The organism is Litoreibacter albidus (assembly GCF_900107015.1).
Classification (GTDB): domain Bacteria; phylum Pseudomonadota; class Alphaproteobacteria; order Rhodobacterales; family Rhodobacteraceae; genus Litoreibacter; species Litoreibacter albidus.
In genome coordinates, this window is sequence record NZ_FNOI01000004.1 from 46,454 (window position 1) to 64,905 (window position 18,452).

18 protein-coding genes are annotated in these 18,452 nt (G+C 60.8%); 8 read left to right on the top strand and 10 right to left on the bottom strand.

The window, feature by feature from the left end; translation table 11 throughout:
- The first annotated feature begins 4 nt into the window (after nucleotides 1–4).
- The 6 genes from BLW66_RS10650 to BLW66_RS10675 all read left to right on the top strand — a co-directional run bounded on the left by BLW66_RS10650 (nucleotide 5) and on the right by BLW66_RS10675 (nucleotide 5,864).
- Complete coding sequence (locus BLW66_RS10650; RefSeq protein WP_089947142.1) at nucleotides 5–217, top strand: hypothetical protein; 213 nt, start codon at nucleotides 5–7, stop codon at nucleotides 215–217.
- Nucleotides 214–840 (top strand): glutathione S-transferase family protein, encoded by a 627-nt coding sequence (locus BLW66_RS10655; protein WP_089947143.1) that lies wholly within the window; start codon nucleotides 214–216, stop codon nucleotides 838–840. Before BLW66_RS10650 ends, BLW66_RS10655 begins: the two co-directional genes overlap by 4 nt.
- Nucleotides 837–1,178: a hypothetical protein gene (locus BLW66_RS10660; RefSeq protein ID WP_089947144.1), complete on the top strand. Its 342-nt coding sequence runs from the start codon at nucleotides 837–839 to the stop codon at nucleotides 1,176–1,178. Before BLW66_RS10655 ends, BLW66_RS10660 begins: the two co-directional genes overlap by 4 nt.
- Nucleotides 1,171–2,382, top strand: a complete 1,212-nt coding sequence (locus tag BLW66_RS10665; protein ID WP_089947145.1) for an acetyl-CoA C-acetyltransferase — start codon at nucleotides 1,171–1,173, stop codon at nucleotides 2,380–2,382. The genes BLW66_RS10660 and BLW66_RS10665 overlap by 8 nt, the downstream gene beginning before the upstream one ends.
- An 11-nt stretch (nucleotides 2,383–2,393) precedes the next feature.
- Entirely contained in the window at nucleotides 2,394–4,586 is a 2,193-nt protein-coding gene (locus BLW66_RS10670) for a 3-hydroxyacyl-CoA dehydrogenase NAD-binding domain-containing protein (RefSeq protein ID WP_089947146.1), read from the top strand.
- Nucleotides 4,587–4,736: 150 nt separating this feature from the next.
- Nucleotides 4,737–5,864: a Hint domain-containing protein gene (locus BLW66_RS10675; protein WP_089947147.1), complete on the top strand. Its 1,128-nt coding sequence runs from the start codon at nucleotides 4,737–4,739 to the stop codon at nucleotides 5,862–5,864.
- Nucleotides 5,865–5,880: 16 nt separating this feature from the next.
- Here BLW66_RS10675 and BLW66_RS10680 read toward each other — a convergent pair whose 3' ends face one another.
- A complete protein-coding gene (locus BLW66_RS10680) occupies nucleotides 5,881–6,495 on the bottom strand; it encodes a Hint domain-containing protein (protein WP_170833460.1) in 615 nt (204 codons plus the stop codon).
- A 112-nt stretch (nucleotides 6,496–6,607) separates the two neighbouring features.
- On the bottom strand, nucleotides 6,608–7,252 hold the full coding sequence (locus BLW66_RS10685) for a sulfotransferase family 2 domain-containing protein (RefSeq protein ID WP_089947149.1): 645 nt from the start codon (nucleotides 7,250–7,252) through the stop codon (nucleotides 6,608–6,610).
- A 140-nt stretch (nucleotides 7,253–7,392) separates the two neighbouring features.
- Here BLW66_RS10685 and BLW66_RS10690 point away from each other — a divergent pair, with 140 nt between their 5' ends.
- Together BLW66_RS10690 and BLW66_RS10695 are read left to right on the top strand one after the other, a co-directional pair.
- Nucleotides 7,393–9,018: an AMP-binding protein gene (locus tag BLW66_RS10690; RefSeq protein ID WP_089947150.1), complete on the top strand. Its 1,626-nt coding sequence runs from the start codon at nucleotides 7,393–7,395 to the stop codon at nucleotides 9,016–9,018.
- Between the two features lie 107 nt (nucleotides 9,019–9,125).
- A complete protein-coding gene (locus BLW66_RS10695) occupies nucleotides 9,126–10,142 on the top strand; it encodes a hypothetical protein (protein ID WP_089947151.1) in 1,017 nt (338 codons plus the stop codon).
- 7 nt (nucleotides 10,143–10,149) lie between these two features.
- Here the strand turns inward: BLW66_RS10695 and BLW66_RS10700 are convergent, their stop codons facing one another.
- The 8 genes from BLW66_RS10700 to BLW66_RS10735 all read right to left on the bottom strand — a co-directional run bounded on the left by BLW66_RS10700 (nucleotide 10,150) and on the right by BLW66_RS10735 (nucleotide 18,436).
- Nucleotides 10,150–11,103, bottom strand: a complete 954-nt coding sequence (locus tag BLW66_RS10700) for a hypothetical protein (RefSeq protein WP_089947152.1) — start codon at nucleotides 11,101–11,103, stop codon at nucleotides 10,150–10,152.
- Nucleotides 11,104–11,171: 68 nt separating this feature from the next.
- On the bottom strand, nucleotides 11,172–11,810 hold the full coding sequence (gene upp / locus BLW66_RS10705) for a uracil phosphoribosyltransferase (RefSeq protein WP_089947153.1): 639 nt from the start codon (nucleotides 11,808–11,810) through the stop codon (nucleotides 11,172–11,174).
- Entirely contained in the window at nucleotides 11,807–12,781 is a 975-nt protein-coding gene (locus BLW66_RS10710) for an adenosine deaminase (protein ID WP_089947154.1), read from the bottom strand. Before BLW66_RS10710 ends, upp begins: the two co-directional genes overlap by 4 nt.
- Nucleotides 12,778–13,917 carry a phosphopentomutase gene (locus BLW66_RS10715; protein WP_089947155.1) on the bottom strand — a complete coding sequence of 380 codons (1,140 nt, stop codon included), beginning with the start codon at nucleotides 13,915–13,917 and terminating at the stop codon, nucleotides 12,778–12,780. Before BLW66_RS10715 ends, BLW66_RS10710 begins: the two co-directional genes overlap by 4 nt.
- Nucleotides 13,914–15,227 (bottom strand): thymidine phosphorylase, encoded by a 1,314-nt coding sequence (locus BLW66_RS10720; protein ID WP_089947156.1) that lies wholly within the window; start codon nucleotides 15,225–15,227, stop codon nucleotides 13,914–13,916. The genes BLW66_RS10715 and BLW66_RS10720 overlap by 4 nt, the downstream gene beginning before the upstream one ends.
- A 3-nt stretch (nucleotides 15,228–15,230) precedes the next feature.
- Entirely contained in the window at nucleotides 15,231–15,620 is a 390-nt protein-coding gene (locus tag BLW66_RS10725) for a cytidine deaminase (RefSeq protein WP_089947157.1), read from the bottom strand.
- 167 nt (nucleotides 15,621–15,787) lie between these two features.
- Nucleotides 15,788–17,680 carry a propionate-CoA ligase PrpE gene (gene prpE, locus BLW66_RS10730; protein WP_089947158.1) on the bottom strand — a complete coding sequence of 631 codons (1,893 nt, stop codon included), beginning with the start codon at nucleotides 17,678–17,680 and terminating at the stop codon, nucleotides 15,788–15,790.
- Between the two features lie 81 nt (nucleotides 17,681–17,761).
- Nucleotides 17,762–18,436 (bottom strand): DUF533 domain-containing protein, encoded by a 675-nt coding sequence (locus BLW66_RS10735; protein WP_089947159.1) that lies wholly within the window; start codon nucleotides 18,434–18,436, stop codon nucleotides 17,762–17,764.
- Between the last annotated feature and the right edge of the window lie 16 nt (nucleotides 18,437–18,452).

The following is an 18,452-nucleotide window of genomic DNA, read 5'->3' on the forward strand; positions in this document are numbered from 1 at the left end:
GCCAATGCCTAAACGCCTAAAACTGACCCGCCGCGTAAACCTTGCCATGACAGAAGACGCATGGCGCAAGCTGAAGAAATTCAGCGCCGAGGCCGGATTGGATGAAGGGGAAGCGCTATCGTTTCTGTTCGAGAACTTCAGCAGCGTGATGGATGAGGACAACCTGACCCACCGCCTGCGCATATTCAACTCAGAGCTGGAGGCCCGCAAAAAATGACCGCAAAACTTTACTGCTTCGGCGAAAGTGGCAACGCCTACAAAGCCGCGCTCACCCTTGAATTGGCGGGCGTAGATTGGGAACCGGTGTTCGTGGACTTCTTCAACGGCGAAGCCCGCGCGGAGCCGTTTAAACAGATTAACGCCATGGGCGAAGTGCCTGTTCTCGTGGACGGCGACCTGACACTCACGCAATCGGGCGTCATTCAGCAATATGTGGTCGACACCACCGGAAAATTTGGCGGCGCCCCCGAAGACAAATACGACGTGATGCGGTGGGTCTTGTGGGACAACCACAAGATGTCGTCACAAGCGGGGCCGCTGCGGTTCTTGATGAACTTCCTGCCAGAGGACAAGCGCCCGCAAGAGGTCATCAAATTCATGCAAGGCCGCCTGAACGCCGCCTACGCCGTATTGGACGGCCATCTGCGGGGCCGCGACTGGATAGTGGGTGATGGCATGACGGCGGCGGACCTGTCGTGTTGCAGTTACCTGTTCTACGACGAGCCGTTCGGCTTCGACCGCGCCGACTGGCCCAACATCGACGCATGGCTGACACGCATCTCTGAGGTGCCCGGCTGGAAACACCCCTATGACCTGATGCAACGCGGGCTGCCTGCATGATCCTTGCCGCCTTTCTCATCGGTATGACCTTGTGCGGCGTCACACTGGCGCTGATCCGCGCTGAAGACACCTATGACAAATTCGGCTCCGCCGGTGCGATGTTTTCCGCATGGTGCGCCTTTGGCATGTTGCTGATGGCGGGCGTTTACGGGTTGGGGCTGGTTTTGCCCGCAATCGCAGGCGGGCTGGTGCTGGCGCTGCGATCCACTGACACATTCGGCCAACGACTACACGCCTTGGCCTCGTATAAACTCCCGCTTGGGGTTGGGGCGCTGCTGTGCAGCGTTCTGGCCTGGATCGGGGTTCTAAATCTAATGGAGGAAATCCCCTATGGCTGAAGCCTATATTTATGACGCCGTGCGCTCGCCCCGCGGCAAGGGCCGCAAAGATGGCAGCTTGCATGAGGTTACGGCAGCGCGTCTGTCCGCGAACATCCTGAACGCCTTGAAAGACCGCAACGGCCTTGAGGGCCATGCGGTTGAAGACGTGATCTGGGGCAACGCGACGCAGGTGATGGAGCAAGGCGGCTGCCTTGCGCGCACGGCAGTTCTGGCATCCGAGCTGGACCAGCGCATCCCCGGCCTGTCGATCAACCGCTTCTGCGCCTCCGGCATGGAAGCTGTGAACATTGCGGCCAACCAGATCAAAGGCGGCGCAGGCGATGCCTATATCGCTGGCGGTGTGGAGATGATGGGTCGCGTCCCCATGGGCTCTGACGGGGCGGCGATTGCTGTGGACCCGTCGATTGCGATGGAGACCTATTTCGTGCCGCAGGGTATTTCAGCGGATATCATCGCGACCGAATACGGCTTCACCCGTGAGCAGGCCGATGAATTGGGCGTCGAAAGCCAACGCCGCGCCAAAGCCGCATGGGACGAGAACCGGTTTGCCAAGTCGATCATCACGATCCGCGACCAAAACGGCTTGGAAATCCTCGGCCATGACGAGTACATGCGCCCGCAAACCGACATGCAAAGCCTTGGCGCGTTGAACCCCGCGTTCCAAGCCATGGGCGAAGTGATGCCCGGCTTCGACAAGGTTGCGCTGATGAAGTACCCGCATCTGGAGAAGATCAACCACATCCACCACGCCGGCAACTCGTCGGGGATCGTGGACGGCTCTGCCGGTGTGCTGATCGGTTCCAAGGAGTTCGGCGAGGCCCACGGGCTGAAACCACGCGCGCGCATTCGTGCGACCGCCAAGATCGGCACCGACCCGACCATCATGCTGACCGGCCCCGTCCCCGTGACGGAGCACATCATGAAGCAATCGGGCATGAGCATCTCTGACATTGACCTCTTCGAGGTCAACGAGGCCTTCGCATCCGTCGTGCTGCGCTTCATGCAGGCGTTTGACGTGGACAGCTCCAAGGTGAACGTCAACGGCGGCTCCATCGCGATGGGTCACCCGCTGGGCGCCACCGGCGCGATCATCATCGGCACACTGCTGGACGAGTTGGAGCGCAGCGACAAAGAAGTGGGCCTTGCCACGCTTTGCGTCGCCTCCGGCATGGGTGCCGCCACCATCATCGAGCGCGTTTGAGGATTAGGGATATGACTGATTTCACAATGAAGACAGACGCCGACGGCGTCGCAACGATCACTTGGGACACCGTTGGCAAGTCCATGAACGTGATGAACCAGCAAGGGTTCTTGGACCTCGACGCGCTGATTGACCAAGCCTTGGCCGACGACGCGATCAAGGGCGTTATCCTGACCTCCGGCAAGCCTGACAGCTTTGCGGGCGGGATGGATCTGAACATCATCGCCAAGATGAAGGAAAGCGCGGGCGACGACCCCGCGAAGGGTCTGATGGACGGGCTGATGGCCACGCACACCATGCTGCGCAAGATCGAGCGCGCGGGCATGGACCCGAAAACCAACAAGGGCGGCAAGCCGATTGCCTGCGCCATGCAAGGCACCGGTCTTGGCATCGGGTTTGAAATCCCGCTGGCCTGCCACCGCATCTTTGTGGCTGACAATCCGAAGGCTAAAATCGGCCTGCCGGAAATCATGGTCGGCATTTTCCCCGGCATGGGCGGCACCACCCGCGTGACCCGTCTGCTGGGTGCCATGGGCGCATCCCCGTTCTTGCTGGAAGGCAAACTGTCTAACCCGCAGAAAGCCAAATCCGCTGGTCTGGTGCATGAGGTTGTGCCCGCCGACGAACTGCTGGCGGCTGCGAAAGCTTGGGTTCTGTCCGAGCCGAAGATCGTCAAGCCATGGGACGAAAAGGGCTACAAAATGCCCGGCGGTGCGCCGTATCACCCTGCTGGCTTCATGACCTTCGTTGGTGCGTCTGCGATGGTTAACGGCAACACCAAAGGCGTCTACCCTGCCGCCAAGGCGCTGTTGTCTGCGGTTTATGAAGGCGCGATGGTGCCGTTTGATACGGCCCTGAAGATCGAAGCGCGCTGGTTCACCAATGTGCTGATGAACCCTAGCTCCGCCAACATGATCCGGTCGCTGTTCATCAACAAAGAGGCGTTGGAAAAAGGCGCGGTGCGTCCTGATGTGCCAGATGAGAAGGTCAAGAAGGTTGGCATCATCGGGGCTGGCATGATGGGGGCTGGCATCGCGCTGGTGTCCGCTATGGCTGGCATCGAAGTGGTGCTGATCGACGCGAGCCAAGAGTCTGCGGATAAGGGCAAAGCCTACGCCGAAAGCTACATGGACAAAGGCATCGCTCGCAAAAAGGCCACGCCCGAGAAGAAAGAGGCCGCCTTAGCGCTGATCAACGCCACCACCGATTACGACGCCCTGAAGGGGTGCGATCTGATCGTTGAAGCGGTGTTTGAAGATGTCGGCGTGAAAGCCGAGGTCACCAAGAAGGTGCAAGCCGTTGTTGGCCCTGATTGCATCTTTGCGACGAACACCTCCACCCTGCCGATCACAGAGCTGGCGAAAGCGTCTGAGAGTGCGGAGAACTTTATCGGCATCCACTTCTTCTCTCCGGTGGAGAAAATGATGCTGGTCGAGATCATCAAGGGCAAAGGCACAGGCGACCGCGCGGTGGCCAAGGCGTTGGACTTCGCCCGCCAGATCCGCAAAACCCCGATCGTCGTCAACGACGCACGGTTCTTCTACGCCAACCGCTGCATCATCCCCTACATTAACGAGGGCATTCGCATGGTCAAAGAGGGCGTGAACCCTGCCTTGATCGAAAACGCGGCCAAGCTCGTGGGGATGCCATTGGGGCCGCTGCAATTGGTGGACGAGACCTCCATTGATCTGGGCGTCAAAATTGCCAAGGCAACCAAAGCCGCCATGGGCGACGCCTATGACGATGCGGTGGACGAGGTGCTGTTCTGGATGGCGGACGAAGGTCGCTTGGGCCGAAAGTCCAACGCGGGCTTCTACGCCTATGACGCCAAGGGCAAACGCCAACTGCTGTGGGACGGCCTAGAGGCCAAATACCCTGTAGCGGACGACCAGCCCGACCTGACCGAGGTGCAAAACCGACTGTTGTTTGCACAGGTTCTGGAAGCCGTGCGTGCCATCGAGGAAGACGTTCTGATGGACATCCGCGAGGGTGACGTGGGCGCGATCTTGGGCTGGGGCTTCGCGCCCTGGTCCGGCGGTCCGCTGTCGTGGCTGGACATGGTCGGAACACCTTGGGCGGCTGAAACCACCAACGCGCTGGCTGACAAATACGGCGAGCGGTTCAAAGCGCCTGATCTTCTGGAAGATATGGCCGCCAAGAACCAAAGCTTCTACGGCCGGTTCGATCCCGCCAAAGCCGCTTAAATCCCATCAAAGCCCAGCCGAAAGGTTGGGCTTTTTTACGCGCGGGTGCCCTGTGTGACCGGGTGTCGTTCCAATTGAAACTAACCCGCGATTTTTCTTTAGCTTGTCTAAACCAGTTGTCCCTACCTCTCCGCGCCGAGAGGACCTTGCATGACTGTGACCATCTACGCCGCCGACACTTCCTTCGCCGCCTCATCTGGCAGCAACATTGATGTGACGCCCAGCTACAGCTATTTTGATCACCCTCCGAATTCGACGACCGACCTGACGATCACCTCCAACGTGGGCGATACGGACCCAAGCTTGTTTGAAGTCGGCGAGACCTATGATTTGACGTGGAGCGGTCATGGCGGCGGGATCATGGAAGACGCAACCATCATCCGCAGCGACTATTTAGGCCCCGGTCAGGGCGCGATCGTCTTTGAGGGCATAAACTCGGTAAATGGGGAGGCCTTCCAGCTGATCTGGACACCGGGTTTCGACGTGGAGCAGTGGTATTGGGACAACGGCGGTGGCCCCTCCAGCCCGAACGCATTCTACACCAGTGACCAGAACGCAACTGAGACGTATCAGGCGGTTTGCTTTGCGTCCGGCACCTATATCGACACCGCAGACGGCCCAGCACCTGTGGAGAACTTGCAGGCGGGCGACATGGTTTCGACGCTGGATCACGGCTTTGCGCCGATACGCTGGATTCGCCATGATGAGCAGCCACTTGAGGAGGCCGCGCCCGATGCAAAACCTGTTTTGGTAACCAAGGGCGCGCTCGGCTCTGGGCGTCCGCATCAAGACTTGATTGTGTCGCCGCAGCACCGCCTTCTGGTGGGGGAGCAAGGGCAACTCAGCACGGTGTTCCGCGCAGGTGCACTGGTGCCCGCGAAGTCGTTAACTGCGTTGCAGGGCATCCGGCATATGAAAGGCAAGAAACGCGTCACATGGGTCCACTTCGCCTGTGACCGTCATGAGATTGTGGTGGCGAACGGCTGTTTGTGCGAGTCCCTGCTGCTGGGGCCAATGGTCGTGAAGCTGCTGACGGCCAAGCAAAAGCGCGCAGTCACGGCGATATTCGGGCAGGCCCGCACCGATCACGCGGCGCTGAACGGCCCGCCTGCGCGCGAGTGCTTGAAGGTGGGCAAAGTGCACCGCCTGCTCCACACCATGCCGGACGGCACGTCGAAGGCGATCCAGGACTGGGACGATGACTTATATGGGGACAGTGTGCCCTCGGAGCGGCCTATGCGGCCCGTTGCTACAAGCGCCTGTAACGCGATTTTTTGAGGGTTCTCTAAGTCGCCTAAATCCAGCCAGCAGCAACAGGCCGCGCGCGTTCTTTGCGGTCCGTTTCGCCCATGTTGCGCACCAAAAGGCGCGACTGGCGGTCGTTCAGCGGGGTGAAGCGGTGCAATCCGTTGGGGGCTGGCACGTCAAGGAAGACGCCGCCTTCCACCACCAGCGTCTGTGCATCCTCAAACCGGATCGTGACGTGAGTTAACTCCCCGTTAACGCGGGCGCGGGCAATACCGCGGTAGCCGATCAGGTTCTCGGCGCGAACGGTCACGCAGGCCTCACCGAACAAGATGCCAGCGGCGTCGTCCTCAATTACCAAACGGGCGTCAGGGGACACCAGCATAGCGTGGTCATTGCCGATAGCGCCCTCAGGGATAAGCAGCGGCCATTGGCCTGCGGCGGCTTTGGCGGAGGCAAGGCTAAGGGTGCGGACTTCCAGATCGACGATTTCCTGCTCGCCCTGCTCAGCGGTCAGAACCTTGTCACCCACGCTGAGATCTTCAACGCAAGCCCAACGGTGGCGGGTTGCGATCTTGGTACCGGCAAAAATACCAGCGCTTGGCGCAATTGTCAGAACTAAAGGTTCAACCTTGGAGGCCTTGCGGCTAGATTTGAAAAACATGTCCCACACCTGTCTGCTTACTATTATTTGAGTAAGCATGCCGGATCACGGAGTCAGGGATTCGACGGCAAAAAGGTCATTTTGAGGCAAATTGTGTCCGAAATGATAACAATCAAAATTGGTAGTGAAAGCGCGCGATATCCGGTGCTGCGATCTCTGTCACCAAGGCCCGATCCGCAGAACTGTAGAAGTCACGGTAGTCCCCGCGCGAGGATTTGTTGTCATGCGGGAACGGCCCTAGCTTGCAGCCGATAAGTGCCTCCAGCTTTGGCAAATCCTCGTCCAGATGCTCCAACCGCACGAATAAAGCGCAGTGCTCATCCCCTGCCGCCGTGATGACGTAAGAGCCGTAGGGCGCGGCGCGCAGGGATGCAGAAATGTGCGGGTGGCGCAGAAAATCGCTGAACTCCAACTCCTGCGCGCGGTGCACGGCGGGGTGATCAAACGACTGCGCACGCAGCCAGTGGTAATAGCTGACCATACGGTCCCACGGGTTGCGCACCATGGTAAACACGTTGGCCGCATCAATGCGGCTCTGCGGGACCAAGCCGACGATATCGCGCAGCGTGGAATGCTTCCAAAGGCGACCAGCCGCCGCCACATCTGCGACCCGCCTGCGCCGTTTACGCGCCTTTGGGGTATCGCCCAGCATGATGTCATCAGCCTTGGCCTTCGCCTCCAGCGCCAAAGCCATGGAGGTGCCGCCTGTCTTGGGGATGTGGACGAAGATGTAGTTGCGCCCCTCGGATATGATCATGAGGGTCCCCCGCATGCCGCGAGGCGGGGCGCGGTATTAATTGTCATACAATTCATCCCCCACAGCAGAATTACCCTTCCCAAGTGCAGTTTGCTTCGGCAAGCTCCTGTCTAACGTGCCTAGAACGGGAGGGAATGACAATGGGCTGGATGGCAGATGAGGCGGGGCTGGAAAAACACGCGGCGAACTTCGTCCCCCTGACGCCGCTATCCCACCTGAACCGCGCGCGGGAGGTTTTCCCCGACCGCACGGCTGTGGTTTACGGCGGCATGCGACGCTCCTACGCGCAGTACCATGCGCGGGTGTCGCGCCTTGCCAGCGCCCTGACCAAGCGCGGCGTGAAACCCGGTGATGTGGTCGCCACTGCGCTGCCCAACCTTCCGCCTCAAGCGGAGGCGCATTTTGGCATACCCGCCTGCGGCGCGGTGCTGAACACCATAAACACCCGCCTTGATAGCGGCACGGTCAGCTACATTTTTGACCACGGCGAGGCCGCGATTATCCTGTGCGACACGCAGTTTTTGCCGATGGTAGAAGCCGCCAAGGCGGGTTGCGACAGCGGCGGCCCCCTGATTATCGAGGTGCCCGACGAGGCCGCAGGCTATACCGCTACGGGCCGCCACCCGACCTATGAGGACTTGCTGGCCGAGGGGGATCCAGATGCCCCTTGGCAGATGCCCGACGATGAATGGGAGAGCCTCGCGCTGAACTACACCTCCGGCACCACGGGACGGCCCAAGGGCGTCGTTTACAGCCACCGTGGCGCGTATCTGATGACCATGGGCACGGTGATTTCGTGGCGCATGCAACTGTTCCCGACCTATCTGGCGATCGTGCCCATGTTCCACTGCAACGGCTGGAACCACGCATGGATGCTGCCCGCCTTGGGCGGCACGCTACACTGCTGCCGCGATGTCACCGCGGAGGCGATTTACACCGCGATTGCGGAGGAAGGCGTCACCCATTTTGGCGGGGCGCCTATCGTGCTGAATATGCTGGTCAACGCGCCGGACACTGCGCGCAAGCCCTTTGCCCACCAAGTCGAGGTCTTCACCGCCGGTGCGCCCCCTGCCCCCGCAACCTTGCAAAAGATTGAAGCCTTGGGCTTCAACGTGACCCAAGTTTACGGGCTGACGGAAACCTACGGCCATGTCACCGAATGCCTGTGGAACCCCGACTGGGACGCGCACCCAGACACACACAAGCCCGCGTTGAAGGCCCGCCAAGGCGTGGCCTTCCCGATGATGGAATATGTAACCGTCGTGGACGAGCACAACGCGCAGCTGCCCATGGACGAAGCCAGCCAAGGCGAGATTGTGATGCGCGGGAACTCGGTGATGAAGGGGTATTACAAGAACCCAAGCGCCACGGCGGAGGCCTTTGACGGCGGGCATTTTCATTCCGGCGATATCGCCGTCCAGCACCCTGACGGGCACATCCAAATATCCGACCGCGCCAAGGATATCATCATCTCCGGCGGCGAAAATGTCTCCTCGGTCGAGGTCGAGGGCGTGTTGATGTCCCATCCTGCCGTGTCGCTTTGCGCGGTTGTGGCCATGCCGGATGACACATGGGGCGAGGTGCCTTGCGCCTTCGTGGAGTGGAAGGAGGACGCACAGACCACAGAGGCCGAGCTGATCGCCCACACCCGCGCCGAATTGGCGGGGTTCAAAACCCCGAAGCGCGTGGTTTTCCAAGAGTTGCCGAAAACCTCGACCGGCAAAATACAGAAGTTTGAATTACGCGAATTGGCCAAAACGCTGTGAATAGGGCGACTGATTTAATCCGGCGCTGTCCTCAAACGCATTGAGCCACCACGGCTTTCAAGCTATCGTGCCTGTGGACAACAAGAATGAGCAGGCAGCCGCGACAAATGACGGCGTTGAAAGAATATGATCGCTTGGAATCGACGGGTATTTGGCGCGAAAGCCCCGATGCCCAACGTCGCGACGTTCTGCTGTCTTTTGGTGATGCCACACTGATCATCCGCGACAAGACCGATACCGCCTTGGCCCATTGGTCGCTTCCGGCGATTGAACGGCTGAACCCCGGCGCGCGCCCTGCCCTGTTCCGCCCCGGCCCTGATGCCGGTGAAGAGCTGGAGCTGGACGACGCCACGCTGATCGACGCCATTGAGAAAATTCGCAAAACCGTGGCCCGCCGTCGTCCGCATCGTGGGCGGCTTCGGCTCTACATCTTTACGGGTCTGATCGCGGCCATAGGGGCGCTTGGTTACTTCTGGCTGCCCGGCGCGCTGGTGCGCCATACGCTGACCGTGGTGCCCGACAGCAAGCGTTTGGCCATCGGCAGCGACCTGCTCACCCATATGACACGCCTGACGGGCGATACATGCCAAAGCAGCCTCGGCTCCGCAGCGCTGGCGCGTCTGAAGGCGCGGGTCTTGGGGGACGCGGTTCGCAAGGCCTACATCGTGCCGTCGGGGCCAAATGGGGCGCTGTATCTACCCGGTGGCTTGCTGCTGCTTAACAGCTCGGTGGTTGAAGATCACGACGATGCGGACGTCGTCGCGGGCTACATGCTGGCCGCGGCGGAGCAAGCCAGCCTCAATGATCCGATGGAGCAGTTTTTGCGCGATGTGGGCGCAAGCGCCACGCTGCACCTGCTCACCAGTGGGCAGGTCGAGGACGACGTGCTGAAAGACTACGCGGAGACCTTAATGGCCGCCCCAACGCCACGCCCGAATGCGTCCTTGCTGTTGGACCGCTTCGCAACCGCCAAGGTCGCCTCCAGCCCCTACGCCTATGCCGTTGATGTAACCGGAGAAAGCACGCTGGAGCTGATTGAGGCCGATCCCTACCGCGGCATTGAAGCCCCACGCCTGATATCTGACGGCGACTGGATCAGCCTGCAAGATATCTGCGCCGAGTAATCCGCGCTTAGAACAGGCCGAAAATCCGCTTTTGGCGCGCAGTTGCGCGTTTACCTGTTGCGGGGTCAATCAGATAGCGCGGCACTGTGTTCGACCAAACAAGCTCCATCTGGGCCTTGCCCGACGTGGTGCCAACACCGCGCAACGGGTTCAGGCGATCATCGTCCCACGCTTTCTTATAGCCCTTGGGCAGCTTCATGCGCGATTCAGCGATCTTGCGGTTGGCACCTTTCGGGCCAACCAACTGGCCTTGGGTCGTGTTGCGGCTTTGCGGTGAAATTTCTTCGCGCACGACGCTGCGCGGGGTGCTGCCTTGCGGGCCGCACCGCGCACCTTGGTTGATGTATTGCGCACTAAGCTCGCTTGCGCCGCAGCGGTACACAATCTTGGGTTGTGCAGTGGCACGGCGCTTGTCCACCCGCTTGCGGACCACTTGGGGCTGCGCTGTCGGGGTTTGAACTGCGGGGGCCGGTACGGCCTTGCGCACGATGCGCGTTTGCGGCTTCGGCGCGGCGACGGATTTGCGCACCACACGCGGCTGCACTTGTGGCACCTCGACCGTTTTGCGCACGACGCGTTTCGTGGTTGGCTTGGGCGCGGCTGGGATCACCTTGGTGGTCCGCTTCACGATCTTTGCACCGGCAGGGATGGACGGGGCGGTCGCTTGGCGCACGGGCTTGCGCGGGGCAGTTTGGACGGCTTGCGTGCTGCCGCGCAGGCTTGGCTGCTGACCGCAAACCAGCTTGCGAGAACGCGTCACCCGAGGAACCCAAGTGACGTTGCCGCTGTAGCCTGCACGGATGTAGACGCACCCGCGACTATCGACGTATTGGTTGCCTTTGAAGGAGGCTGGCGGGCGCTCCGCAGGCCCCTTGTCGCTACGCAAATTCTGGGCGTCAGCGCCAATGAGCCCCATGCTCAGCGCCAAGATAGACACAGATAGCAGTCGCAAAAATCGCATATTAGTCCCCACCAAATATAGTGGGGACAATGCAACACCTACACAATCAAGTAAAGTCTGAAACTACCTTATTTTGTGCCGAACATGCGGTCACCCGCATCCCCTAGCCCCGGCACAATATATCCATTCGCGTCCAGTTTGCTGTCCAAAGACGCGGTCACAATCGGCACATCTGGGTGGGCTTCCTTCATCCGCGCCACGCCTTCCGGTGCCGCCAGCAGGCACAGGAAGCTTATGTTTTTAGCGCCGGATTTCTTCAGAAGATCAATCGCCGCAACTGAGGAATTGCCCGTCGCAAGCATAGGATCGACCGCGATAACCATGCGGTCTTCCATGTGCTCTGGCACCTTGAAATAGTACTGAACCGGCTGCAGCGTTTCCTCGTCGCGGTACAGCCCCACGAAGCCTACGCGAGCCGAGGGGATCAGCTCCAGCATGCCGTCAAGCAGCCCGTTGCCCGCGCGCAGGATCGAAATTAGTGCCAGTTTGCGACCGGCGAGCGTGGGTGCGTCCATTTCCTGAACGGGCGTCTCGATCCGTTTTGTTTCCATCTCCAGATTGCGCGTAACCTCATAGGCAAGGAATTGGCTGATCTCCCTCAGAAGCTGCCGGAAGACCGCCGTGGAGGTCTCCTTCTCGCGCATGAGGGTCAGTTTGTGCTGCACCAGCGGGTGGTTTACAATCGTCAGATGAGGGGTATCGCTCATGTGGTGGGCTCCAGTGTCTTAAGTAGCTTTTCGCGGGTAACTGTGTCGCAGAACGCGGCTTTGGCGGCGGTGACATTGACCTCCCGCACGACCTCGTCGTCCCAGCCGAAGGTGTCGGCAAGGCGGTCGTATTCCGCGCTTAGGGTGGTGTGAAAGAACGGCGGATCATCGGTCGAAACCGTGACCGGCACGCCGCGCTCGCGCAGCTTTTCGATCGGGTGGCTGCGCCAGTCGGGGTAGACACCAAGCGCCACGTTAGAGCCAGGGCAGACCTCCAAGACGATCCCGTGTTCTGCCAGATGATCGACCAGTGCGAGGTCGTCGATGGCTTGGACGCCGTGGCCCACGCGGTCCACCTTGAGATCGCGCACGGCTTGCCACACAGAGTCTGCCCCACCCCATTCGCCAGCGTGGGTCGTCAGGCGCAGTCCGGCCTCACGGGCCATGTCAAAACTATATGCATAGTCGCCTTGGGTGCCGACCATTTCATCGCCTCCCATGCCAAATCCGGTGATGAACCCGCCCGCTGTCTCAGCCGCGCATTTCGCCGCGACTTTGGCTTGGTCCGGCCCGAAGTGACGGATGCAGGTGACGATGCCGCGCATCTCGATTTCGGGAAGTTTTGCTGCGGCCTCTTGCATCGCGTTCATATATTCGCGCCATGCGCCGACGTCGCCCCCGCCGCAGAAGTCGGGTGACAGGAAGGCCTCCGTGTAAATCACGCCCTGCGCGATGGATTGCTCCAACACGGCGGTGGTCAGCCGCGCGAATTCCTCTGGCCCTGTCAGCACTGTGCAAGCCGCCTCGTAGACGCTTAGAAACTGGTTGAAGCTTTCAAACTTGTAAGAGCCATCATCGTTGAAGACACCATCCAGATTGACGCCCTTTTCTTGCGCGAGACCGCGAATGAAGGCCGGGGGCGCGGCGCCCTCAATATGGAGGTGCAATTCTACCTTGGGTATCGTGCTCACAAGAAGTTCCTTCCGGGGCCGTGCTCTGACAGGCCCAAATAATCTGCGACCGAGGCCGCGACGTCGACAAACATGACCTGCCCTATATCTTTGACACCCGCGCCGACAGCCAAAACCGGCACCTGCTCACGCGTGTGGTCCGTGCCGCCCCATGTGGGATCGTTGCCGTGGTCAGCGGTGAATAGCATGAGGTCGTCGTCGCGCAGCTTGGCCATGATGCGGCCGATCTCCGCGTCGAACCATTCGAGGTGCGCGGCGTAGCCTTCTGGGTCACGGGTATGGCCATATAGACTGTCGAATTCCACGAAGTTCGCGAACACCAACGCGCCGTCTGGGGCCTCATCGACCAAATCTGACAAGTGCACCATTAGGGCGTCGTCAAACCCTTTGCGGGTTTCGTCCAATCCGCGCCCGGAAAAAATATCGCCAATTTTGCCGACGCCGTAAGTCGCACGCCCGTCTGCCTTCGCCCAGTCCAGCAGCGTGGGGGACGGCACCTGCATGGCATAATCATGCCGGTTCTTGGTGCGCTTGAAGCTTGCCGCATCTTCGCCAACAAACGGCCGCGAGATGACGCGCCCCACATTCATTGCGTGCAGCATCGGGGCCATGTGTTGGCACAGCGCCTGCAAGCGTTCCTGCCCGAAGCTTTCCTCATGGGCGGCGATCTGGAACACGCTATCAGCGGAGGTGTAGCAGATGGGCTTGCCGCTGCGCATATGCTCCTCGCCCAGCTGCTCGATAATCACCGTGCCGGAAGCATGGCAGTTGCCCAGAATGCCGTCCGTGCCGCAGAAGCTCGCGACCTCCTCCACGATTTCGGGCGGGAAGCTGGGCGCCGTGTCGGGGAAATAGAGCCAGTCCCAAGGAACCGGAACGCCGGACAGCTCCCAATGGCCGGAAGGGGTGTCCTTGCCTTGCGAGACCTCCGTTGCAACGCCGTGAAGCCCTTGGGCTGCGGGTGCGTCGATGCCCATGGCCTGTCCCAAACCCAGCCGCATCAGGTTGGGCATTTTCAGGCCGACTTTTTCGTGGATATGCAACAGAGTGTTCGACCCAGCGTCGCCAAAGCTGGCCGCGTCGGGCGCGTTGCCGCAGCCCACGGAGTCCAGCACCACAAGGAAGGCGCGGCTCATACCGATATCCGATCAATGAACAGCGGTGGCACAGCCACCTTGGCCGCCCCGATTTGGAACGCCTTACGCACCGCGCGCTCGGCCTTGGCCGCGGCTTCTTCGGTGGCGGCGTGGACCATCGCAAGCGGCGTACTTTTGTCGACCGCCTCACCGATGCGCTTGAACCCTGACAGGCCGACCGAGGGGTCTATTTTATCCGTCTCGCGACGTCGCCCACCGCCCATCTCAACCACAGCCAACCCTAAGGCGCGTGTGTCGATGCTGCGCACGTAACCGGTGGCCAGCGGCAACACCTCCCGCACGATATTGGCTTCTGGCAGGCAAAAGCGCCAGCTTTGGTCAAAATCGGTAGGGCCGCCCAGATAAGCCACCATGCGGCAGAACCGTTCCATGGCCGCGCCAGAGTTGATAGCCTCGTTGAGCATCCCCCACGCGCTTTCCGCGTCGATCTGCGCTTGCTTGCTATTGGCCAAAAGCTCCGCCCCCAAGGCTAGTGCCACTTCGCGCAGGCGCTTTTGCCCCGTTCCGCTCAGCGCTTCCATCACCGCCCGCATCTCCACTGCGTTGCCTGCCGCTGTGGCCAAAGGCTGCGACATATCGGTGATCAGTGCGGTTGTGGGGCATCCCGCGCCGCTTGCGACCTCGACCAGTGAATACGCCAAACGTTTAGCTTGCGCGGGGTCTTGCATGATCGCGCCGTTGCCAGCCTTCACATCCAACACCAAGCCTTGAATGCCAGCCGCCAGCTTTTTGGCCAAGATCGAGGCCGTAATCAGGTCGATACTGTCGACCGTCGAGGTCACATCGCGAATGGCGTAGAGCCGTCGGTCAGCAGGCGCTACCTGCCCCGACGCGCCAACAATAGCGCAGCCGACCTCGCGCACCACATGTTGCAGCTTGGACGTGCTGACGGTGCTTACAAATCCAGGGATGGCTTCGAGCTTATCCAGCGTGCCGCCCGTGTGTCCAAGCCCGCGCCCCGACACCATCGGCACAAAAGCACCGCACGCAGCCAAAGCGGGCGCCAGCACCATAGAGACAGGATCGCCCACGCCGCCGGTGGAGTGTTTATCGAGCACCGGCCCTGGCAGCTTCCAACGCAGCATATCGCCACTGTCGCGCATCCCTTCGGTAAGGCCGACGCGACCATCCGCGCCCAAACCTTCCATCGCAACGGCCATTGCGAATGCGCCTGCTTGCGCGTCGCTCACGCCAGCCTGCTCGGCCAGCGCCTTGCCGAACCAACGGCACTCTGCGGCGGTGACGGGTTGGCGGGTGCGGATTTTACCTATGATCTGTGCGGCATCCATCGGTTACGCCATGTGGCCCGCGTCAAACGCGCCGGGGAGTAGCGCCGCGACGGTCGTGGTCTCCAAGACGCCAGACGTCGTGGCCAGCGTTACCGGCACATCCCCCGCAGAGAATTCGGCCAGCTTTTGGCGGCAGCCGCCACAAGGCGGCACGGGCGTGGGGGAGCCTGCAACGACGCAGACCTCCGCGATGTCCCGTTCACCAGCGGCGACCATTGCCGCAATCGCGCCAGCCTCCGCGCAGGTGCCTTCCGGATAGGCCACGTTCTCCACGTTGCAGCCCACAAAGACGGCACCGGACTTGGTGCGCAGCGCAGCGCCCACGTGAAATTTGGAATAAGGCGCATGCGCGTTCTCGCGAACCGAAAGCGCGTGTGGCAGCAGATCAGACATCGGTGTCCCCCAAAGACGTTTGCGCCAATAGTGAAGCGCGCGGCGCGGAGTTTCAATGCCTCGCTTGCGGGGAAAAGGACGGCAGAAGTGATTTTCTAGCCTGAGGCGCAGAAGACGCCGTGGGGACGCGGCCCAACTTCACAGCGGGCAGCGCCTGATTTTCGGGATCATCCCTGCGGGTATCCTAGCCCCTTCAGCGCCACCGCGATCTCGTCAAGGATTGCAGGGTCGTCAATGGTTGCTGGCATCTTGAAGTCCTTGCCATCCGCGATAGAGACCATCGTGCCCCGCAGGATTTTGCCAGAGCGCGTTTTTGGCAACCTGTCTACGACACACGCCAGCTTGAAGGCGGCGACAGGCCCGATCTGGTCACGAACCCGTTGCACGATCTCTTTGATGATATCACCGTGCGGGCGGTCGACGCCTGCGTTCAAGCACACGAAGCCCATGGGCATCTGCCCCTTCAGCGCGTCGGACACCCCGATAACCGCGCATTCCGCAACGTCTGGGTGGCCCGCCAGCACCTCCTCCATCGCGCCCGTCGACAGGCGGTGGCCCGCGACGTTGATCACGTCATCGGTCCGCGCCATGATGTAGAGATAGCCGTCCGCGTCGATCATGCCTGCGTCGCCGGTCTCGTAGTAGCCCGGGAAGGTCGTCAGGTAGCTTTTGACAAACCGCGCCTCGGCATTCCACAGGTTCGGCAGGGTGCCAGGTGGCAACGGCAGCTTGATCGCAATGGCGCCAAGCTCCCCCGTTTTCATGGGGTGCCCCCCCTCGTCCAGCACCTGCACATCGTAGCCCGGCATGGCGACCGTCGGGGAACCGATTTTCACCGGTAGCGGTTCTATCCCCATCGGGTTGGCAGCAATCGCGAAGCCCGTTTCAGTTTGCCACCAATGGTCAATGATCGGCTTGCCCAGATGGGTTTGCATCCATTCGATAGTGTCGGGGTCCGCACGCTCCCCCGCGAGGTAGACGGTCTTCAGGCTGGAGAGGTCGTAGTTCTTGATGAGCTCCCCCTGCGGGTCTTCGCGTTTGACCGCGCGAAAGGCTGTCGGGGCGGAGAAGAAGCTTTTGACTTTATGCTCCTCCACCACGCGCCAGAACGTGCCCGCATCCGGCGTGCCGATGGGTTTCCCCTCGAACACGACAGTCGTGTTCCCGTGGATCAGCGGCCCGTAGCAAATGTAGCTGTGCCCCACGACCCAACCGACATCGGAGGCGGCCCAGAACACGTCCCCGCTGTCGACATCATAGAGATTCTTCATCGTCCAGTTGAGCGCCACCAGATGCCCTGCCGTGGGGCGCATGACGCCTTTGGGTTGGCCCGTCGTGCCGGATGTGTAGAGGATGTACGCCGGATGGTCCCCAGAGACGGGCACGCACTCCGCAGGCTCGACACCGTATTGGAAGCCGTGCCAATCGTAATCACGCCCCTCACTCAGGTTCGCGACTTCCTGCTCGCGTTGGAAGATAACGCAGAACTCCGGCTTGTGGGTGGCCAGATCAATCGCCCCGTCGAGCAATGGCTTGTAATGCACCACACGGCCCGGCTCTATCCCGCAGGAACTTGCGATGATGGCTTTGGGCGTGGCGTCGTCAATCCGCACCGCCAGCTCGTTCGCGGCGAACCCGCCGAAGACCACCGAATGCACCGCGCCGATGCGGGTGCAGGCGAGCATGGCTTCCAGCGCTTCGGGCACCATTGGCATGTAGATGATGACGCGGTCGCCCTTCTCAACGCCCTTGGCGCGTAGGGCACCCGCGAGCGAGGCTACGCGGGTTTGCAACTCCGCATATGTGATTTCTTGTTTGGTATGTGTGACGGGGCTGTCATAGATGATCGCCACGCGGTCACCGTTGCCTGCCAGAACGTGACGGTCCACCGCGTTATAGCATGTGTTGACCTGTGCATCCTTGAACCATTCGTAAAGCGGCGCGTTGTCGGAGAAGAGCGCTTTGGACGGCTTTTGGTCCCAATCAATTGCCTCCGCCTGTTCCATCCAGAAACCTTCTGGGTCATCAAGCGAGCGTTTATAGATATCGGCATAATTCATTGGGGTCCCTCCTCATTCGTGCGGCGACTAAAGCCGCTGAACGAGGAGGGCGCAAGGCACACTATGCCACAGTTTGCGCTATCAGTTGTAAAGGCGCTGGACGCCGAAGCTGTCGTGGATCTCGTTTGCGGTCGCCTGACCGATGCCCAAGGCCGCAGCCAATTCGTGCAGATACTTCGCCTCGGCGCGGTTGTCCGGCTCAATCGCCATGACGGACATGGAGTAAACCTGTGTCTCCAGCCCCTCTGGCGTGCTCGCGGCCAATGCGGCTGCATCAACAGGCTCCGCCATTGCGTCGCGCACGAAAGCCATGTCGGCGTCGGTTGCTTCCTCGCCAATGGTCGCCATCAGCGTTTCGCGCTCTGTGTCGTCGATTTCACCGTCGCAGCGTGCAGCCATGACCATCGCGCGGATCATCAAGCCAGCGGTTTCCTCTTGGGCTGGCTCTTCAACGGGATTGTCCTGACGAAGCAAGTCTTCAAGCGACCCGCCCGATCCACCGCGCGCAGATGCCAAGCCGCCAAGCAGACCACCGATGCCGCCAATGCCACCTGCAGCACCGCTGCCGCCTGTCAGATTGCCAAGCATCCCGCCAAGACCACCGCCGGACCCCGCCTGAGACGCCCCTGCCCCGCCAGCGGCCCCCTTCAAGCTGTCCATCATTTTACCGATGCCGCCGGACTGCTGAACCTTTTGCATTCCCTTCGCGACAGCAAAACCGATGGCGACTTTGGTGACCATATTCATCAATGACATTGTGCGTTCTCCGTAC